The 18,735-nt window shown below is 67.4% G+C and carries 17 protein-coding genes and 1 pseudogene; 9 read left to right on the forward strand and 9 right to left on the reverse strand.

Going from position 1 to position 18,735, the window contains the following annotated elements; translation table 11 throughout:
• Nucleotides 1-105: 105 nt before the first annotated feature.
• Nucleotides 106-1,245: pseudogene (locus AC1DDG_RS16815) on the forward strand (MFS transporter); the annotation flags it as partial.
• A 105-nt stretch (nt 1,246-1,350) separates the two neighbouring features.
• Here AC1DDG_RS16815 and AC1DDG_RS16820 read toward each other — a convergent pair.
• A complete protein-coding gene (locus AC1DDG_RS16820) occupies nt 1,351-2,997 on the reverse strand; it encodes a DUF7059 domain-containing protein (RefSeq protein WP_476876929.1) in 1,647 nt (548 codons plus the stop codon).
• A gap of 42 nt (nt 2,998-3,039) precedes the next feature.
• On the opposite strand from AC1DDG_RS16820, the gene AC1DDG_RS16825 reads away from it, so the two are divergent.
• The 4 genes from AC1DDG_RS16825 (at nt 3,040) to AC1DDG_RS16840 (ending at nt 6,134) form a co-directional block, all read left to right on the forward strand.
• Nucleotides 3,040-3,600 (forward strand): hypothetical protein, encoded by a 561-nt coding sequence (locus AC1DDG_RS16825; protein WP_476876930.1) that lies wholly within the window; start codon nt 3,040-3,042, stop codon nt 3,598-3,600.
• Between the two features lie 205 nt (nt 3,601-3,805).
• A complete protein-coding gene (srmL, locus tag AC1DDG_RS16830; RefSeq protein ID WP_476876931.1) occupies nt 3,806-4,963 on the forward strand; it encodes a PheS-related mystery ligase SrmL in 1,158 nt (385 codons plus the stop codon).
• An 88-nt stretch (nt 4,964-5,051) separates the two neighbouring features.
• Entirely contained in the window at nt 5,052-5,495 is a 444-nt protein-coding gene (locus AC1DDG_RS16835) for a hypothetical protein (RefSeq protein WP_476876932.1), read from the forward strand.
• 69 nt (nt 5,496-5,564) lie between these two features.
• Nucleotides 5,565-6,134 carry a hypothetical protein gene (locus AC1DDG_RS16840; RefSeq protein WP_476876933.1) on the forward strand — a complete coding sequence of 190 codons (570 nt, stop codon included), beginning with the start codon at nt 5,565-5,567 and terminating at the stop codon, nt 6,132-6,134.
• Between the two features lie 65 nt (nt 6,135-6,199).
• Here AC1DDG_RS16840 and trhO read toward each other — a convergent pair whose 3' ends face one another.
• The gene (trhO, locus tag AC1DDG_RS16845) at nt 6,200-7,093 is read right to left on the reverse strand and encodes an oxygen-dependent tRNA uridine(34) hydroxylase TrhO (protein WP_476876934.1); all 894 of its coding nucleotides are present in this window, start codon (nt 7,091-7,093) and stop codon (nt 6,200-6,202) included.
• A 151-nt stretch (nt 7,094-7,244) separates the two neighbouring features.
• Between trhO and AC1DDG_RS16850 the strand changes: the two genes are divergently transcribed.
• Complete coding sequence (locus tag AC1DDG_RS16850) at nt 7,245-7,937, forward strand: GNAT family N-acetyltransferase (protein ID WP_230119346.1); 693 nt, start codon at nt 7,245-7,247, stop codon at nt 7,935-7,937.
• Between the two features lie 93 nt (nt 7,938-8,030).
• The gene (locus AC1DDG_RS16855; protein ID WP_476876935.1) at nt 8,031-10,427 is read left to right on the forward strand and encodes a DEAD/DEAH box helicase; all 2,397 of its coding nucleotides are present in this window, start codon (nt 8,031-8,033) and stop codon (nt 10,425-10,427) included.
• Here AC1DDG_RS16855 and AC1DDG_RS16860 read toward each other — a convergent pair.
• The 7 genes from AC1DDG_RS16860 to ssd form a co-directional block, all read right to left on the reverse strand.
• The gene (locus AC1DDG_RS16860) at nt 10,424-10,792 is read right to left on the reverse strand and encodes an Rv3654c family TadE-like protein (protein WP_230119348.1); all 369 of its coding nucleotides are present in this window, start codon (nt 10,790-10,792) and stop codon (nt 10,424-10,426) included. The genes AC1DDG_RS16855 and AC1DDG_RS16860 overlap by 4 nt on opposite strands.
• Nucleotides 10,789-11,187, reverse strand: a complete 399-nt coding sequence (locus AC1DDG_RS16865; RefSeq protein WP_476876936.1) for a TadE family type IV pilus minor pilin — start codon at nt 11,185-11,187, stop codon at nt 10,789-10,791. Before AC1DDG_RS16865 ends, AC1DDG_RS16860 begins: the two co-directional genes overlap by 4 nt.
• An 80-nt stretch (nt 11,188-11,267) precedes the next feature.
• Nucleotides 11,268-11,552 carry a DUF4244 domain-containing protein gene (locus tag AC1DDG_RS16870; RefSeq protein WP_476876937.1) on the reverse strand — a complete coding sequence of 95 codons (285 nt, stop codon included), beginning with the start codon at nt 11,550-11,552 and terminating at the stop codon, nt 11,268-11,270.
• A 256-nt stretch (nt 11,553-11,808) separates the two neighbouring features.
• Nucleotides 11,809-12,423 carry a type II secretion system F family protein gene (locus tag AC1DDG_RS16875; protein WP_476876938.1) on the reverse strand — a complete coding sequence of 205 codons (615 nt, stop codon included), beginning with the start codon at nt 12,421-12,423 and terminating at the stop codon, nt 11,809-11,811.
• A 105-nt stretch (nt 12,424-12,528) separates the two neighbouring features.
• Complete coding sequence (locus tag AC1DDG_RS16880; RefSeq protein WP_476876939.1) at nt 12,529-13,443, reverse strand: hypothetical protein; 915 nt, start codon at nt 13,441-13,443, stop codon at nt 12,529-12,531.
• Nucleotides 13,440-14,777 carry a TadA family conjugal transfer-associated ATPase gene (locus AC1DDG_RS16885; RefSeq protein ID WP_476876940.1) on the reverse strand — a complete coding sequence of 446 codons (1,338 nt, stop codon included), beginning with the start codon at nt 14,775-14,777 and terminating at the stop codon, nt 13,440-13,442. The genes AC1DDG_RS16880 and AC1DDG_RS16885 overlap by 4 nt, the downstream gene beginning before the upstream one ends.
• Nucleotides 14,778-14,836: 59 nt before the next feature.
• Complete coding sequence (ssd, locus tag AC1DDG_RS16890) at nt 14,837-16,183, reverse strand: septum site-determining protein Ssd (protein ID WP_476876941.1); 1,347 nt, start codon at nt 16,181-16,183, stop codon at nt 14,837-14,839.
• A 271-nt stretch (nt 16,184-16,454) separates the two neighbouring features.
• Here ssd and AC1DDG_RS16895 point away from each other — a divergent pair, with 271 nt between their 5' ends.
• Nucleotides 16,455-18,263 carry a bifunctional 3'-5' exonuclease/DNA polymerase gene (locus AC1DDG_RS16895; RefSeq protein WP_476876942.1) on the forward strand — a complete coding sequence of 603 codons (1,809 nt, stop codon included), beginning with the start codon at nt 16,455-16,457 and terminating at the stop codon, nt 18,261-18,263.
• Between the two features lie 245 nt (nt 18,264-18,508).
• Nucleotides 18,509-18,706 (forward strand): YegP family protein, encoded by a 198-nt coding sequence (locus AC1DDG_RS16900; protein WP_476876943.1) that lies wholly within the window; start codon nt 18,509-18,511, stop codon nt 18,704-18,706.
• Nucleotides 18,707-18,735 lie beyond the last annotated feature (29 nt).

Genomic DNA, 18,735 nt, shown 5'->3' on the forward strand with positions numbered 1-18,735 from the left:
GCCACGGCTTCCTCCGCGGCCCCTTCCCCGGCTGATTCTTCTGCGTCGGCTGCGCAGGCCCTCTGGCGCAACCGTGACTTCGTGATCGCGAGCAGCGCGCGGTTCATGGCAACGGCAGGCATGGGCGCCGTCGTCGTTTCGGTCATGCTGCATCTTCAGGAGACGGCGGCGAGCGGGAGCGCCCCTGTTCCCGGCCCGTGGCTCGTGGCCGGCTATCTTCTGTGCTCGGCACTGCCGCTCGTGATCCTTGCCCCGTGGACGGGACGCCTGGCAGACACGAAGGACTCAAGAACGCTGGCGGTTGGGTCATCGGTGGTCAGCGCGGTGGCAGTGGCGGTTATGGGCGTCGGAATGGAGTTTTCCGACATCCGCATCCCCGTGCTGTTCGCCATGACTTTCCTGCTGGATGCGGCCCAGGCGGTGGCTGGGCCCACCTGGCAGGCGCTGTTGCCCCGGATCGTCGGGGAGGACCGGACGCCGCGGGCACTGGGCACGATGCAGGCGACGATGATGATTGCCGGGATGGCGGGCCCGGCCGCGGGCGGGCTGCTGAGCGGCTGGGGAGGCACCGGGCTGGTCTTCGCTGTGGCGAGCGGCTGTTATGTGGCCATGGGCGCGGGCGCGGCCCTGGTAGGAACGAGGAGGGCAGGTGCCGTTGAGCAGGCCGGCAGGGCGAAACCTGCGCTCCTTGACGGGTACCGGTTCATCCGCAGGGACAGCCTCGTTTGGGCGCTGGTGCTGGGTGCCCTCTTCTACATCACAGTGGGCGAGGCAACCAATGTCCTGGAGGTGTTCCTGGCCCGCGCCGAACTCGGCGCCACGGAAACCCAGTACGGCCTGCTGGCAGCCGCATTCGGATTGGGCATGGCGGCGGGAGCCGCCCTGGCCGGCCGTATCCGCACCGAAGGGTCGAGGCTGCGGATCCTGCTGGCGGCCATGGTCCTGACATCGGTGTTCCTCGGGATCATGGGGCTCGCTCCGGACGTCCTCTGGTTGTTTGCGGCCTACACAGCCATGGGCCTGGCCTGCGGCGCGTTGAATGCCTGCTTCGCCGCCATCACCATCCTGCGCATTCCGGAGAGCGGCCGGGGGCAGGCCATGGCCATCGTGGGCGGCCTGACCCGGGCGGTGTCCATCGCCGCTCTGGCACTGGGCGGACTGCTCGGGGCCGTGGTCCCGATCCGGGCCAGCTTCCTCATCACGGGCGCAGCGGGCGTCGCCGTTGCGTTGGCGCTGGCGGCCTACGTCCTGCCCCGCTTCGGCGGCAAAGGCGCCGCACCCGGCGCGCTACCGGACGGTGCGGCGGGCGGTGCACCGTCCGGTGCAGCACCGGGCGCGGCACCGTCCGGGCTAGAACCCCTCCAGGGGAAGCAGGAAACCGTCGCGGACCAAGTTCGCCACTTCGGTGAGCAGGCCCGCCCGGAAGGCATCGCCGTCGAATCCCTCGTGGCCGCCCAGCAGGGCCTCAAGGGCGCCGATGATCTGCCCGGCGGAGAGGTCGCCGTCGCACGCTGAGACGAAGCCGGCAAGTTCGGTGCTCAGCAGGTTGGTCCGCCGGAGCCCGGCACCCTGGCGCAGGAGGATGACGCCAGGGTGCTCGGCGCCCGGCCGCTGGTGGCGTTCCTCGGTGACGTCGTCCGCCACCACGAGATGCGCGGCGGAGATTTCGTTGGCTGCCAGCCAGTCGGCGCGGCCGACGGCGGCACCCAGGTGGGGCCCCACCGGCTGCTCGATCGGATACGTGATCTCCTCGAACCGATAGACCCTGCGCGTGCCGGCAGCAGGCCGCCGGAGCCAGATCATTCCGAAGCCCACACCGTCCACGTTCCGCGACGCGAAGTCGTCCAGGTAGGCGGCGTAGGCGTCCTGGTAGTGCTTCCGGTCGCGGTTTTCCGAGGCATCCTGCAGCCAGGTTTCGGCGTACTGCTCCGGCCCCACCTGCTCGCGCTGGATGAACCACACGTCAGTGTCCGGGCTGGTCCAGCTTTGCGGCCGTTCCTCCCATGACTTCCCCGCCGTGATCTCCCAGTTGCCCAAAAGCTGGGCTGTTCCGCCTGGCGCCAGCACGTCCGGCAGGGAACTGACCAGTGACGCCACGATGTCGTCCCCCGGCAGGCCGCCGTCGCGGTAAGTGAACTGGTCTCCGGCGGCCTCTCCGGTGGTCCGCGGCGTGATGACGAAGGGCGGGTTGGACACCACGACGTCGAACAGCTCTCCGGCCACCGGCTCCAGCAGCGACCCACGAAGCAGGCTTACCCGGTCCTCCGGCCGCGCCGGGTCCACGTGGAGGGCATCAGCGTTGAGCAGGATATTGAAGCGTGTGAAGGCCAGGGCGCGCTCCGAGATGTCGGTGGCGGTGACGTGCTCGCTGTGGTGCAGCAGGTGGAAGGTCTGGATGCCGCAGCCCGTTCCCAGGTCCAGGGCCTTGGCCGCGTGGCGCCGGATGGTGGTTTGCACCAGCGTGGTGGAGGCCTGCCCGATGCCCAGCACGTGGTCGTGCCGGAGCACGCCGGGGCGCTGGTGCGCGGCGAGGTCGCTGGCCACCCAGAGTTCGGCGCCGCCGCTGCCGTCCTCATTCGAGTCCCAGCCGTACGGCCGGAGATCCGCCGCAGCCGAAACCACGGCCGCCGCTGCCTCCACGGCCGCCGCAGCCTCCGCCAGCCCGAGCGCTACCAGACCCTCCGTCCGGGTCCGCGGGAGGGCGGCGTCGAGTACCTTAACGTCCTGCGGAACGGCCAGCAGCCAGAAACGCACGATGGCGGCGAGCGCCGCGGTGCGCGGCTCGCCCTGGGCAGCTGCTTCGGTGACGATCAGCGCGGGGATGAGCTGGTCCCGGTTCAGGGCCGTGTACGCGGACGGGCCCAGCAGTTCGGCCACGCCGTCCACGGTGTAATTTACCTCGCGCAGGTCCGCGGCGAGTGCGTTCAGGAGGTCGGGGCGGTCGCTGCGGGGAGCGTCGGGAGTGTTGCCGGCGGTGAAGGGCTTGGATTCGGTCACCGGGCCAGTCTATTTGTCGGAACGGAAGACTAGAGTGGGGCCATGTTCGGCACCCAGGCAACGGCGGCTGATCCAGGATGGCTTCAGTACGTGGCGGCGTTCACTCCGCTCAGCACGTTGGTGGCGGCTGCCGTCGCCGGCTGGATAGGCTGGCGGACGCTCGCCCAGCGGCGTGAAGCGGACCGCCGGGACCAGTGGTGGCAGCGCACCCAGTGGGCTATCGACCTAGCGATGGACCGCGATTTCAGCAGGGCCGTCGTAGGCCTCATTGCGCTCAAACACCTGGCCGGCAGCGATCTGTGCACCCCGGAGGACTACGAGATGCTGGACAAGATCGGCGGTGCCAAGATCGATGCGCTCACCCTGTCGGAAAAGGCCGCTGAGCGGGAGGAGCAGAATGCGCCAGCTGGCCACGGCCCCGCGACGCCGCCCTCGAGACCGGGCTCCTCGGAGCGAGCTCCGTCCGCACGGGCTGGACTGATCCCCGTCCGTCTTGAGTCCCGGGACGAGCAGGTCTTTGCCAGCTCGGCGGGCATGGCAGAGGCGCTGCGGGAGGCAGACAGACTTGTCTCTTTTGTGGCACCGCGGCACTCCGGCCACTGACGGGGACAGCCGGCCCGCGAACCCGGCGGCGGCCCGCGGGCGTACCATAGCCGTATGCAACTGCAGCAGCGATTTATCAGCCCTCGGCCGCTTTCCGGCCGCACGGGCTTCCTGTCGCGCGATTAACTGCAGCAGCCGGGGTCCGTCCGGTGCAGCGGCTGAGGGTGAATCCGCCCCCTCCCGCCCCAGATTTGAAGGACCCGTCATGAAAAAGTATCTCTCCCCCACCGAGCTCAACTCCGCCCTCGCCCTCCGCGATCTCTCCGACCCCGCGGCAGGTCCCCACGCTATGCAGTTGCTGCTCGACCGCATCACTACAGCCCTGGAGCGGCTGTGGAACATCGGTTCGGACATGCACCGTGCCAGCCCCCTGGTGGCCACCTCGGACAACTATGACCGGCTGGGGTATTCGGCCGGAGATGTCACCCGTGATTCGCGCTACTCCCGCCACGTCAGTCCCACCGTGATGCTGCGCAGCCACACATCGGCCGGAGTTCCGGCGCTCTTGGACTCGCTCCGCGGGGAACTGGGCCACTACGACCGGCTGCACATCCTGCCAGGGCTGGTGTACCGGCGCGACGCGGCAGACCGCACTCACGTCGGCGCCCCGCACCAGGTTGATTTGTGGCGGATCAAGTCCCGCGGACTCCTGGGTGCCGGTGACCTCCAGGCGATGATGGCCGCAGTGGTGGAGGCTGTGCTGCCGGCTGCGGAGAATCCGGATGTGCAATGGCGTGCGACGCCGTCAACCCACAGCTACACCGCGGCAGGCCGGCAGCTGGATGTGCTGGCCACCATGCCTGACGGCACCCGCGAATGGCTGGAGCTGGCGGAGTGCGGCCTGGTTGCGGCGCCGGTGCTCCGCGGTTCCGGCCTTGACCCGCGGCGCTGGGCCGGACTGGCTCTGGGGATGGGTCTCGACCGGGCGCTCATGCTGAACAAAGGCGTCGGTGACATCCGCCTCCTGCGGTCCGGCGTTCCCGCGGTCCGGTCACAGCTCCTGGACCTGCAGCCGTACCGGCCCGTTTCGGTGATGCCCGGCGTGAACCGGGACCTCTCCCTGGTCCTCACCGACCCGGCCGACGCCGACGCCGAACTCCTGGGTGACGCCGCCCGCGCTGCGCTCGGCAGGGATGCAGATGTCCTCGCGGCCTTGGAAGTCAGGGCGGTGACGCCGACGGCGGAGCTGCCGCCGGCCGCCGTCGACCGTCTCCACATCAGGCCCGGCCAGGTGAACGTGCTGCTGCGCCTCGTGCTGCAGCCTCTGGACCGGACGCTCACCGACAGGGAGGCTAACGGGCTCCGCGACCGCGTCTATATGGCGCTGCATCAGGGCCAAGTACTGGAACTGATCGCCGGATAACCTGCCGGAGGGGTGCCGCCAGGTGGGCTGACTCCGGAGGCGTCTGAAGGGGACGGAACCTTGGGCGTGCAGCAGGTAGGTTGGAGGCATGGCTGAACGTTTCTCTTCGATGCTCCGTGTCCTGTCAGGGACGGCTGCGGTTGCCTCCATCCTGCTGGCCGTGCCGGCCTGCTCACCCGTTGTGTCGATCGAAAACGCCGACGTTCCTGCATGGAAGGCCACCGCGCTGCCGTCTGTCGGCGGCACGGTCCTTGAAGATGCCGGCAAGATCCTCAACCGGGACCGGATCAACCAGGAGGCGGCCAGCGTTCCGGCCGGCCGCTACACGCTGACCGTGACCTGCGAAGGCGGAGGGAAGGCGTTCTTTGCCGTGTCGCTGGCGGGGAAGCCGCTGGTGGACGCCGGGGCTGCGTGCAACGGCAGCCGCGAGATAACAAAGGTCACGGTAGCCCAGGCGGGGCCGCTGGAGATCAGCGCGTCCAGCGTTGACGCCCCGCTGATTTACGCGTACCAGTTGGTGCCGGCGAAGTAGCCGGCGCGCTTTTTCGGGGAGCTGCTTCCGCCTATGGCCTCGTGCCACCGGCGGGCATAAAGTCGGTGTATGCCCTCTGTGCGGATGGTCTCCGTGCATCATCTCTTCAGGCGGGCACCGCGGGTGCCGCTGGCGCGGACCCCGGCAGCCGCCGTCGTGCTTTCCCTTGCGCTGGCTGCGGGTGCCTTTCTGAGCGGCTGCGAATACAGCTACGACGACGGCCGGGGCGAGCTGCCGGCCGGCACCTTTCCCGCCGTGACGGATCCGGCGCTGCCACGGGACCCGCTGGAGAACCTGCCCGTGGCCGGCGCCGAGCTCGATGCGTGGGCGAAGGAGGTACTGCCGGATGCAGAGGGGCAGGTTTTCCGCACCAGCTACGGGACTGTCGAGGGTGGGGAAGAGAAGACAGAGTCCACGGGACAACTGCCCAGCGGCACGTATTCCCTGACGCTCGCCTGCCGTAGCGAGCGGAGAGTCAGCTTCACGGTGCGCGACTCCGAGTTCGCCCTCGTGGACCTGAGCCTGCGCTGCGGGACGTCACGGGTCAATGTGGTGCACGTGTCGAAGGATTCAGTGCTGCACGTGACCGTGGAGGCGAGGGACGACGCCAACTTCGCCTTCCGCGTTAGCCGGATCTAACCGGGCTTGCCGCCGTCCGGCAGCGCAGCCGTCAGGCGCCCCGCAGCTGTCAGGCGGCGCAGCTGTCAGGCAGCGCAGCCGTCCGGGCAGCGCAGGGTCTCGGGGCTGGAGGCGCACTCCGCGCAGTACAGCGTGAGCGTGCGGCAGCTCAGGTTGGAACAGTTTTCGAACTTGCTGGTGGGCGCGGCGCAGCGGACACACTCGCCGATGGTCTTGGCATCCTCGCTGAATTCAAGATGCATCCGCTTGTCGAAGACGTAGAGCGAGCCCTCCCACAGGCCCTGGTCCTCGAACGTCTCGCCATACCGGACGATGCCGCCGTCGAGCTGGTACACCTCCTTGAATCCGCGGTTCACCATGAGGCTGGAGAGCACCTCGCAGCGGATTCCGCCGGTGCAGTAGGTGACTACCGGCTTGTCCTTGAGGGAGTCGTACTTGCCGGACTCCAGTTCCTTGATGAAATCGTGGGTGGTGGCGACGTCCGGGACAATCGCGTCCTTGAATTTTCCAATCTGCGCCTCGAACGCATTACGGCCGTCGAAGAAAACGACGTCCTCGCCGTTCTCCTTCTTCGCGTCCACCAGTTCGTGGAGTTCCTCCGGCTTGAGGTGCGTTCCGCCGCCCACGACACCGTTTTCGTCGACCCTCAGCTCGCCCGGGGCGCCGAAGGAGACGACCTCGTCGCGGACCTTGACGCTCAGCCGCGGAAAGTCATCGGCCCCGCCCTCCGACCATTTCACGTCGACGCCGTGAAACCCCTTGTATTCGCGGGTCGTCTTCACGTACTGCTTGACGGCGTTGAGCTCACCGCCCACGGTGGCGTTGATGCCGTCCTTGGAAATCAGGATGCGTCCGGTCAGCCCCAGCTTCTCGCAGAGGGCGCGCTGCCAGAGCCTGACGGCGTCGGGGTCAGCGATGGGGGTAAAGCCGTAAAAGAGCACGATTCGGTTCAAAGCCACGTATTTAAGGGTACTGGCTGCGGGGAAGGCAGCGGAATCGGAGGTGCAGGGCGGGGACGCCGTCGCGGTGCAGCCGGCTTCACCGATCACAATTGCATAAGCAAGTGTCAAAGCCCTGTTACTTGTGACAACGCTGGAATAGTCTCATCACATGACGCCAGAAGCCATGGTTGGAGACATCACTCATCTGCTGGAAGTCTGGGTAGCCGGCTGGGCTGGTTGCCGGGGCTATGAGACGCGCACTGAGGGGCGCTTTCCTGCCGCCCTGCGCGCAGACACTACCGGGGACTGGGAATATTTCGCTTCCGATCCCTCCGACACCGAGTTCGCCACGCTGGCAGCCACGACGGCCGAGGCGCCGGCACGGGTGCTTACCATCCTGACCAATGACGTTGGTCGCTACAAAGTCCTGGCACAGCAGCACGGGCTGAACGTGACATCAGCGTCCCAGAGCATGATGGTGGTGGACATGGAGACCCAGGACGCCGAGGATCCGTGGCTTTCCGACGACGAACTGAAACTGGAAACATCCGAGTCCAACGGCGTGCACCATGCTGTGGTGCGGGCAGGCGATGCCCTCGCAGCCAGCGGACAGGTGTGCGTCATCAACGGGACCGCAGTCTTCGACAAGATCGTGACAGAGCCTGACTTCCAGCGCCGTGGACTGGGCAGCTTCATCATGAAGGCCCTCGCTGCCCAAGCGTTTGCGCACGATGTGGAAGACGGCCTGCTGCTTGCCTCACTGGACGGGCAAAAGCTGTATTCACACCTAGGCTGGACCTCGGTGTGCCATGTCCTGTTGCTCTCCGCCTCCAACGAGGGCGCCGACCTCTCGGTGGCCTGACGGTTCTCTTGATCTGACGGCGGTGCCGCGCGCATTCGCGTGCTGATTTTTGCAATCCCGTGCTGATTTCTGCGCGGGTGAAAGAATATTGGGGTGAACCCCCATGACTCGCTGATTCCCCTGCTGGGCCGCGGCCCGGACCCGGAACAGCTGCGGCATGTGCGGACCATCCCGGCGCGCGCGGCTGTGCACGAGCCGTGGCCGGAGTGGGCCCATCCTGATGTCGTGGCTGCGTACGGCAAACTGGGCATCCACCAGCCGTACCGGCATCAGATCCAGGCGGCCAACATCGCGCACGCCGGCGAACATGTGGTGATAGCTACGGGCACGGCCTCCGGAAAGTCGCTCGCCTACCAGCTCCCGGCCCTGGATGCGATCCACCGCTCAGAACTGCGTGTCCTCTCCGAGCCTGGCAAGATCCATGACGATGGCGCCGTGACGCTGTATTTGTCCCCGACTAAGGCGCTGGCAGCGGACCAACTCGCAGCCATCCGCTCGCTGAAGCTGCCCACCGTCAGGGCAGAAACCTACGACGGCGACACGGACCCGGCCTCACGGCGCTGGATCAGGGACCACGCCAATTTCATCCTGGCCAACCCGGACATGTTGCACTTCGGGATCCTGCCCAACCATGCCTGGTGGGCTGGGTTCTTCCGGCGGCTGCGTTACGTAATCGTCGACGAGGCACACAGCTACCGCGGCGTTTTCGGTTCCCATGTGGCCAACCTGATGCGTCGCCTCCGGCGTATCTGCGCCTATTACGCCGGCGCTTCTTCCCCCGGCCCGGTCTTCATTGCGGCGTCTGCCACGGCTTCTGAACCGGAAACGTCCTTTGGCAGGCTCATCGGCGCCCCGGTCCGGGCTGTCTCAGAAGATTCCTCACCGCACGGTTCCACCACCGTGGCGTTCTGGGAACCGGCCCTGACTGAGGTGCGGGGCGAGAACGGTGCCAAGGAACGCCGGACGGCAGTGGCCGAGACCGCAGACCTGCTGGCGAACCTCGTCTCATCCCGGATCCGGACCATCGCCTTCATCAAGTCCAGGCGCGGCGCGGAAACCATTTCCTCCATCACCAAGCGGCTCCTCGATGAAGTCGATCCCAGCCTGCCCCAGAGGGTTGCCGCCTACCGTTCGGGCTACCTTCCGGAGGAGCGGCGTGCCTTGGAAAAGGCGTTGCGGTCCGGCCAACTGCTTGGCATCTCCAGCACGTCGGCCCTGGAGCTGGGCATCGACATTTCAGGGCTGGACGCGGTGCTCGTAGCCGGCTGGCCGGGAACCAGGGCATCCCTCTTCCAGCAGATCGGCAGGGCGGGGCGCGCCGGGCAGGATGCCATCGCCGCGTTTGTCGCCAGCGATGACCCGCTGGACACGTATTTGGTGAACCATCCTGAGGCGATCTTCGATGTGTCGGTTGAGGCCACGGTGTTTGATCCGTCGAATCCGTATGTGCTGGGCCCCCACCTGTGCGCAGCAGCAGCCGAACTACCGTTGGGGGTTGCGGAGCTGCCTCTGTTCGGCGGCACAGCAGAGAAACTGCTCGGTCAGCTAGTGGCGCAGGGTTATCTGCGGAGGCGCCCTGCCGGCTGGTTCTGGACGCATCCGCAGGGCGCGGCTGCCATGGTGAACCTGCGGGCCGACGGAGGCGGTCCGGTAAGCATCGTGGACGCCGATACCGGATCCCTGCTGGGGACCATGGATTCGCCGCAGACCCACTACCAGGCCCATACCGGAGCCATCTACGTTCATCAGGGCGACAGCTACGTCGTGGAGGACCTGAACGAGGACGATCACTGTGTTGTGGTGCGGCGCGCGAACCCGGACTACTACACCACGGCCCGGGACATAACGCAGATCGAGGTGCTTGAGACCGAGCGCACGGCCCAGTGGGGCGACGTCGCCGTGCATTTCGGCGATGTGAAGGTGACGACTCAAGTGGTCTCTTTTCAGCGCAAGGCCCTGATTTCGAATGAGGTCCTTGGCGAGGAACCCTTGGAACTCGGGGCACGGGACCTTTTTACCAAGGCGGTCTGGTTCGTCATGGACAACCGGTCCCTGACAGGTGCCGGCCTGATCGAGGCACAGTTCCCCGGCGCGCTCCATGCAGCAGAACATGCAGCCATCGGACTCCTGCCCCTCGTGGCGTCCAGCGACCGCTGGGACATCGGGGGCGTCTCCACAGCGATCCACGCCGACACGGGCGTGCCCACGATTTTTGTGTACGACGGGCATCCCGGCGGTGCAGGCTTTGCGGAACGGGGCTTCGAGAAGGCCAAGGTGTGGCTTGCCGCGACCAGGGACGCCATCAAGGCTTGCGAATGCGAGTCCGGCTGCCCGTCCTGCGTTCAGTCCCCCAAATGCGGCAACAAGAACAATCCACTGGACAAGGACGCAGCCGTCACATTGATTGACGTTCTGTTGAGGGATGCAAAGGAGTCCGGTGCCCCGCCCGAGGCGTATGCCGCGAGTGCTGTCGTGCCAACCGCGGGCTAAGGCGGCGGCCCCGCCCGGGCCCGCCCGGCTGCTGATCCGAGGATGGTGCCGGCCGTAAGTTGGGTGTGGACTTCGACGGATTGACCACCTTCCTCAGCGCAGCTGAGCAGCCTGGCCCCGTGCCGGCCTGCTACCTCTGCAGCAAGAATGCATGGTTCACCCGCCGTCACGCCGCGCAGTGCATCCGCTGCTGCCAGAGCCGCGAGGTCGGCCGCGGCTGCCGCTTTGGAGGCCATCACGGCCGACTGCGCCAGCAGGAGCAGCATGGACATGGCCAGGATGACCACCATGCCTAGACCCGCTGCGAGCACTGTGCCGGACCCCCGCTCGGAATCAGGCTCCTCCGCCTGCTGACGCCGCTTCACTCCGGTCTCCTTATAGTCGTTTGTTTCTCCGGGCCCCCTGGCTTGCCTTCGAGTCTCCCCGGTGTCCGGGTGGACTCCGCCGTTTCAGCACGGGCCTCGGCCTTCGCCGTCAGTGTCCAGGGCACTACGTTTCCCATAGGCCCTGCCATCCGTACCGACACGGTCACGCTCAGCCATTCGCCCCCGGTGTCCACAACGGAAGAGGCCGAGCCGCCGGCCAGCTTTCGGACAATTACATCGATGGCAGCAGGATCCTCTCCGCGGGCAAGTGCTCGGGCGCCGGCCCTGGCCGCCTCCTCCAGCCGGAGCTGCGTGACGCCCGCCGCAGACCCAGCCAGAAGCATGGTCAGCAGCATCATGACAGCAGGCAGTGCGACCGCGAATTCAGCCGTCACGGCCCCGCGGTTCTTCGTTTTGCGGCTGCCGTTTGTGCTGCTCTCCGTCGCAACAGGTGGCGGGGTCTGCGGCAGGAGGCTCACGGCAAGGCCAGCGCCGTGCGGATCAGGTTGAGCAGGAAACCGCGGACTTCGTCGCTGCGCAGGATGAACACCAGAAGCCCGGCGAATCCGACTGCGGCCAGCGTGGCTATGGCGTACTCCGCCGTCGCCATTCCGGCATCCGAGCCCATCAGGCGCCGCCGCGGGCGCATCTTCACCCGGGGCGCTGCGCTGGCTCCAGGGTAAATTTCCCGGACCCCGGCCTCGTTGCCTTCCTGACGTGCAGGCTGGGATCCGCCGAGATTGTTTTGATTCAGGGACATAAGTCTTCCTTTCTGCTTGGCCGGCGGTCTTGCCGGCTACTCCGACTGTTCCGGGTGGCGGGCCGGCCGGTAAGTGAGAAATTGGCCTAAGTGGAAAAGCGGTGGCCGGGCCACCTTGTGGAGGGAAAGTGTCCGGCGGAGGGAAAGTGTCCAGCGGAGGGAAAGTGTCCGGCGGGAAACGCAGGCGCGCAAGTTCCCGAGGGCACCAGCGCGAGCAGGCACTCACGTTCCCGAGGGCACCAGCGCGAGCAGGCACTCACGTTCCCGAGGGCACCAGCGCGAGCAACACCGGGACCACTCCCAGACAGATGAATGCCGGGAGGGAGCACAGACCAAGGGGGATCACGAGCTTGACGCTGAGGGACGCTGCGCGTTTTTCAGCGGACCGGAACCTCTCACGCCGCATCCTGGCAGCCTGGGCGTAAAGGATCGCGGAAGACGGCGCGCCGGTCAGCGCGGAAAACCCCAAGGCGTCGCGAAGTGCCAGTATCTCCGCTGAATGCCCCTCTGAGCTCCGCCACGACGTCTCCCAATCCGCCCCGATGGCCAAGGCTGCAACCACAGGCCTCAGGGACCTGCTGTACTCCGCGGAGGCAGCTGCCGCCACAAGCTCCAGGGACCGTCCGATTCCTGATCCCGCATCGAGCATGGCGGCGATCAGTTCAAGCATCATCGCCGTGTCACGCAGACCGGGCTCCGGCCCTGAAAAACTCGTCCTTCCCGAGCTCTCATGGGATCTCTCGCCGTCCAGCAACACCCCGACCTTGGAGAGCAGCCGTCTTCGCGCGCGTGAGTGGCCCGTTAAGGCGAGCGCAGCGGCGAAAGCCAGCAGCGCGGCCATCAGCACGGCGGAAAGCATCGGCCCCGTCATGTCCGTAGCCCCGTCACTCCAGCGGTCCTGTCACTGGGCCGGCATCGGCGTCCGTGCCAATTCCCCGACCAATCAACGCGACGGCGTCGTCAAGCCGCGGCGCCGTCATGACACTGCCGTTCCGGCCGCTGCCCGGACCAGCCTGGCAGACCAGATCCGGCCTGCAACGGTGAGTACGGTCCCCGCGACAAATGCGCTCACGCCAAGGGGTGTCCCCACCAGCATCGCCAAGGGATCGACGCCGAGGCAGATCCCCAGCCCGAGTCCGAGCAGGGGAAGCCAGGTCAACAAAGTGACTGTCGCTTTAGGACCTGCGAGGGCGGTCTGGCGGGCAGCCTCTGCGTCGTCTTCAACCTCGAGTTGTGCCGCGAAGCGGGTCAGGACGTCCGCCAATGGACAGCCACTGGCCTCGGCGATATCGAAGCAGGCCGCCAGCTCCGCCCAGATCCGCGGTTCGTGGCTGCCCGCTGCGTGGACAGACGACGGTACCGCGAGACGTATTGCTTCCGCGACCGGGGATCCCCGCATTGCTGCCCCGCGGGCCGCCGCGAGGACTCTCGCCGATCCGGGGCTCAGCCGTGGCCCGTCGGATTTCCTGTCCAACCCGTCAGGTTCTGCGTAAACCACCCACAACTCGTCCCAGAGGCGCGACGGTGTCCGCCCGCCTTTCAGCAGTGCCGCAAGCTGCTGGACCACCACAGTGAGCGACACGGCCGCGTCCGTCCGACCGCGGCCTGCGCTGCCTGCGCCGCCCAATAGCGAAGCACCACGGTGGTTCTGGCCTCCGCCGGCACCGCGCCATTTGCCCCTGCGCCGGTGCTTCTGGTCAAGGCCAGCACCGGCGCCGAGCAAAGGTCCCGCTGGCCTTCGGGAAGCTCCGGGGTCACGGCTCGAGGACGCGCCGCTGCCGCGGGTGACACCCCCAGCGAAGGCCCTCCGGACACGGCGACTCAGGCCGCGCGGGGGACGCAGGATCAACCACAGGGCAAGAGCCAGCACTCCAACGAGTACGGCAATCATGCCGCAGCACCGGCAGGTCCCCGGATCCACTCGCGTACCTGCTCGGTGTCCGTCGGCTGGGTGCCGTCTAAAGTGTGGGCGGTTGCCGGAGCAGAAGCCTGAGCAAGATCCAGGACCGTAGGCTGTGTCTGTCCAAGGGCCAGCTCCGGATCGATGCCGAGGCGGTGGGCCAGCATCGCCCACGCCGGTCCAACGACGAGCCGCCCGCCGGCATTCTCGATGGCTGCGGAAACGCCAAGACTGCCAGCTGTCTCCTGCAGCACCCCGATGCAGGCCACGTGACGCCCTTCCCGGGTTCTCGCGACGTGTACCACTACGTCCAGAGCGCTGGAGACCTGCAGCCGTACGGCGTCTTGCCCCAGCCCCGCCAAGGCTCCCAAAGCAGTGAGTCGGGCAGGCACAGCGCCGGCGGCATTGGCATGGATCGTCCCTCCGCCGCCGGTGTGGCCGGTGTTCATGGCTGTCAGAAGCTCCCGCACTTCTGCGCCACGGCATTCCCCCACCACCAGCCGGTCGGGCCGCATTCTCAGCGCCTGGCGCACGAGTTCGCCCAGGTCCACTTCGCCGCCGCCCTCGAGGTTGCCGTGCCGCGACTCAAGCGACACAACGTGCGGGTGAACCGGGTTCAGCTCCGAGGCATCCTCGATCAGAACCAGCCGCTCACCTGGATCGCAAAGTCCCAGCAGGGTGGACAGCAGAGTGGTCTTTCCCGAACCCGTCGCCCCGCTGATCAGGAAGCTCAGCCGTCGCTCCACCATCTGTTCCAAAACAGACTGGATCAGCGGCCCGAACATCCCCCCGCGCCTGAGTTCGTCCAGGGAAAAGACGCGTTCGCGACGGATCCGCACGCTCAGGAGTGTTCCGGCGGTGGAGATCGGCGGCAGGACAGCGTGGATGCGGTAGCCGCCGTCGAGCCGTACATCCACGCACGGTGAGCCATCATCCAGGCGCCGGCCGCCAGCCGCAACCAGCCGGGACGCCAGGGCCCGGAGCTGGGGTTCGCCGGCGAAGGCTACCGGCGCCCGTTCAATGCCCCTGCCGCGGTCGAGCCATACGGAATCCGGCGCGTTGACGAAGATGTCGGTGACGGAAGGATCCCTGACCAGCTGCTGAAGCGGACCGAGACCGTTCAGCTCGGCGCTGATCCGTTCAACTGCCGCCAGGGATCCAGCCGTGCCAAGCAGTTTTCCGGTCGCCTGCACCGCGGCGGCAACGCGAGACGGCGTCACCGGCCCAGCGTCGGCCATGACGGACTCGCGCACAGTCTCGAGCAGTCCCGAATCAAATTCCCTGGCCGCTCGCCGTCGGCCTCCGGCTTCCGGGTGCCCGGGCATCGCCCCTCCACTCCCGGGACCGAAATGGGCACCAGCCCCAGGGGCACTTGAATGCGCGCTCACTGGGCGTCCCCGGCCATCAGTTCACCATCAAGTAGGTCCAAGACTGAGGCGGCGAATCGCCGGACGCTCCTCCGCTTGCCCTGTTCCAGCAGGCGGCCAAGCTCGGCGGCGCCGGCGGTGCCGCGCACTTCCGGCATGACACCATGCAGCGGGAGCCCCACAGACTCAGCGATCAGGGTTCCGTCCAGGGCAGCCCCGGCTTTGCCCCGGATCACGAGCGCTGAATCCACCGGCGGAAGCTCCTGAAGGAGCCGGGCACAGGCGACAGCGGCCTTCAGCTGGGCCGGAACCACCACGAGCAGTCGGTCGCAGTCCCAGGCAAACGTCCGCAGGGGTTCGACATTTCTGCCGATGTCCACGATGACGAGCTCGTAGCCCCGCCTCGCGGCGTCCAGCACTCCGCCCACAGTGGCCGAATCCACGACAGGCGGCCTTTCCCTGCTTCCCGGCCAGGACAGGAAGGAGAAACCTCCAGCCATAGGCAACGCATCCGCAAGCTGGCCAGGGTCGATGCTGCCGCTGGCATCCGCCAGGTCCGGCCAGCGGAGCCCCGGCGATTCCTCCGCTGCCAGGGCAAGCTCGAGTCCCCCGCCCCAGGGGTCTGCATCCACGAGCAAGACCCGTGCGCCAATTCCGGCGGCGGCCTGCGCGATCCAGATGCCGGCGGTGGTGGCGCCCGCGCCCCCGCACCCGCCGGTGACGCCCAGAACCAGCCCTCCTGCCTCCGGTGAGCGTGAACGACTGAGGTACTCTGCGAGCCAGGCCGCCGCGTCGGGAAGAACCGCCACGCGCTGTGCGCCCAAAACCGCACCAAGGTGCCACAGGCTGTCCCCCTCTCCGCTCAGGCCCACCAGCACGGCGGGCGCCCGGCGCCGCGGGGGCAGCTCACGGATGTCGCTTCCTACCAAGACGGCTGCCGCTGAATCCCAGTACGGTGCAGCCTCCGAGACGCCGGCGACGACGCGCAGCCGTCCCCCTGCCGCCGCCACGATCCGCTCCACCTCCCCCTGGAGAAATTCAAAGGCGGTTACCAGCAGCACCTCCTCAGCTTCGACGGGGAGCCATGCGCCCGGCGTGTCGCCCGGGTAACGCAGTCGCGCGGCACGTCCGGGGGGCTGCGCCGAAGCCCGCCCAGGTCTTGAAAACCGGGGCGCAGAGGGAACCGGCGTCATACTGGCCGGGCGCTCCGGAGCGAAAGTTGGCCGCCGCTCCGCCGAATCGGCCGTGTCGTCGAGGGGCAGTCCTGGCGGGCCGTCCTCCCAGCCAACGTCCGCCTGCGCGGCCGGCAGTGCGGTGTCCGGTTCAGATGGAGCTCCCTGGTTCCGTGCGTGATGCCTGCTCATGGAGCAACTCTGGCTGGGAGCAGTGCCGCAGGGCAGTCGTGGATGGCCGTATGTGGACAACTCCGCGGCGCGAGCCCTGTGGAGGAAAAGTCGCAGTACGGGGAGTGATGCCGCACCAACGACCGGTCCAGCCAAGGACCCACCAAGGGCATCCCAAAGCAGCCACGAAGCAGCCCCCCAAAGCAGCCACGAAGCAGCCACGAATCAGCCCAGGGAACGCGAATACGCACCGCAGCACGGAAGAGGGTCAAACTCAGGGCAGAATTGATCCATGTATCTGTTGCTGGCCGCCCACCCCGACGGCGCGGTGATACAGGAACTCACCGCCGGCGGGCTGCCGAATCCGCGCAACCCGGAACCACGAATCGTCAGCCGCACCGCGGACCGCGACAACATGACCCACCACGTCGGCCCACGGCCCGACGGTATGCCCGCCCGGCCGGACACAGCCGGGAGCCCCGCCGGGGCCAACAGCGCAACCGGGCTCGCCGCCGTCGTACGTGAACTCGAAAAGCGGCGCCCACGATGGATCTGGCACCGCACGCAGGACTGGTATCCGGCGCTGCTGGGTGCCGGCGTTGAGCTGGAACGGTGCTACGACCTCGCGCTGTGCGGCGCCATCCTGGCGCATTCGGAGTTCACCGCCCACACGTCGTATGCACAGAACGCGGAGAAGCTGACGCAGGACGACGACCTCCAGCAACCCCCGCGGGCGCTTCAGCCGCCGCCTCCTCCGTCAGACCAGGGGGCGCTCTTCGACGATCCCGGCATGAGCGCTGAACCGCGGCACACCGCCGAAGAATTGCGTGCCGAGTACGCGGCCCAGCAGGAAGCCGTGGCTGCCGCCAGCGAGGACGGAAACCGAAGGCAGCGGCTACAGCTCCTGCTCGCAGCGGAATCGGCGGGTGCCATGATCGCGGCCGAGATGCAGCACGCGGGCGTGCCGTGGAGGGAAGAGCTGCACGAACGGATCCTCGCCGACTACCTCGGTCCGCGGCCGCCGGCCGGCCAACGCCCCGCCAAGCTGGAGGCGCTCAACACCGAGCTCCGCCGGCTGCTGAACTCCCCCGGCCTGAACCCGGATTCGCCCCAGGAGCTCATGCGTGCCCTGCACCGGAACGGCATCGAGGTGAAATCGACCAGGCAGTGGGAGCTGAAGGAGTCGAACCATCCCGCCATCGAGCCCCTGCTGGCCTACAAGAAACTCTCGCGGCTGCACACAGCCAACGGCTGGACGTGGCTGGACGCCTGGGTCAGGAACGGGCGCTTCCAGCCCGAGTACGTGGTGGGCGGTGTGGTGTCCGGCAGGTGGGCGTCGCGCGGCGGCGGTGCCCTGCAGATCCCGCGGCAAATCCGCGGCGCGGTACACGCCGACCCGGGCCACAAGCTGATCGTCGCGGACGCCTCGCAGCTGGAGCCGCGCGTTCTCGTGGCTCTTTCACAGGATTCCACGATGGCTGAAGCGGCCCGCGACCAGGACCTCTACGCGGGCATCGCGGCAAAGGGATTCGGCGGCGACCGCGCAAAGGCCAAGATGGCCCTGCTCGGAGCCATGTACGGCGCCACCTCTGGCGAGGCCGGCAGGCTCATGCCGCAGCTGGCGCGCACCTATCCGCGTGCCGTCGGCTTCGTGGAACAGGCCGCCCGCGCCGGGGAGGCAGGGAAGACTGTCACATCGCGTTTGGGCCGCAGCAGCCCGCCGCCGTCAGAGGGGTGGTTCCGGAGCCAGCAGTCGACCACCGCTGAGGAGCAGCGCCGGGCGGACTCGATTGCCCGCTCACGCGGCCGGTTCACCCGCAACTTCGTGGTGCAGGGCTCCGCGGCCGACTGGGCAGCCTGCTGGCTTGCGGAATTACGACGCCGGTTGCGCGCCATGCGTGCCGACGGCTCCGCTTCCGCTGAGCTCGTCTTCTTCCTCCACGACGAAGTCATGGTCCATGCCCCGGACGCCGCTGTGGACAGCTGCATCCGTGCCGTAGAGGACGCCGCCAACGCCGCGAAGGAGCTTCTCTTCGGCCGGATTCCGGTGGAGTTCCCGGTGAGTGTGGCGGTGGTGGACTCGTACGACAACGCGAAATAAGGCGGGTGCCGGCGGCCACCGGCGGTGTGGAGATCTTGTCGCCGGGCCTCAACGGCGGACATTAGCCTGTCTGCGGTGGGAACCAAAGTCACACGGTGACTGCACCGGAACGGATCGTTTCAGTGAGTAACGTACCCGCGGGTAGTTCGCGTCCGTGTGGCGCGTCACACTACCCTGAAGTGACCGGGCAGTGGCAGTTAGTTGGCCCGGCAAGTGCAACGAAGCATCATCAGGGGGTCCAGCCAGTGGCGGGCAGATTTGAAGTACATCAGGACGACGAGAAGTTCTACAAGTTCCGGCTCAAAGACGGAGACGGCAACATCGTGGCGGTGTCACCGCGGTTCAGGAGCCTTTCAGGCGTCGTGGCAGGCATCGACGCGATGCGGGAGAACGCCGCAACGGGGCTCGTGGTGGACCTGCGGAAGCCGCACCGCCAGAGCTAGCAGAACCCGGACAGGGCCGGCTGCACCGG

The organism is Arthrobacter sp. 10L430, from assembly GCF_056395245.1.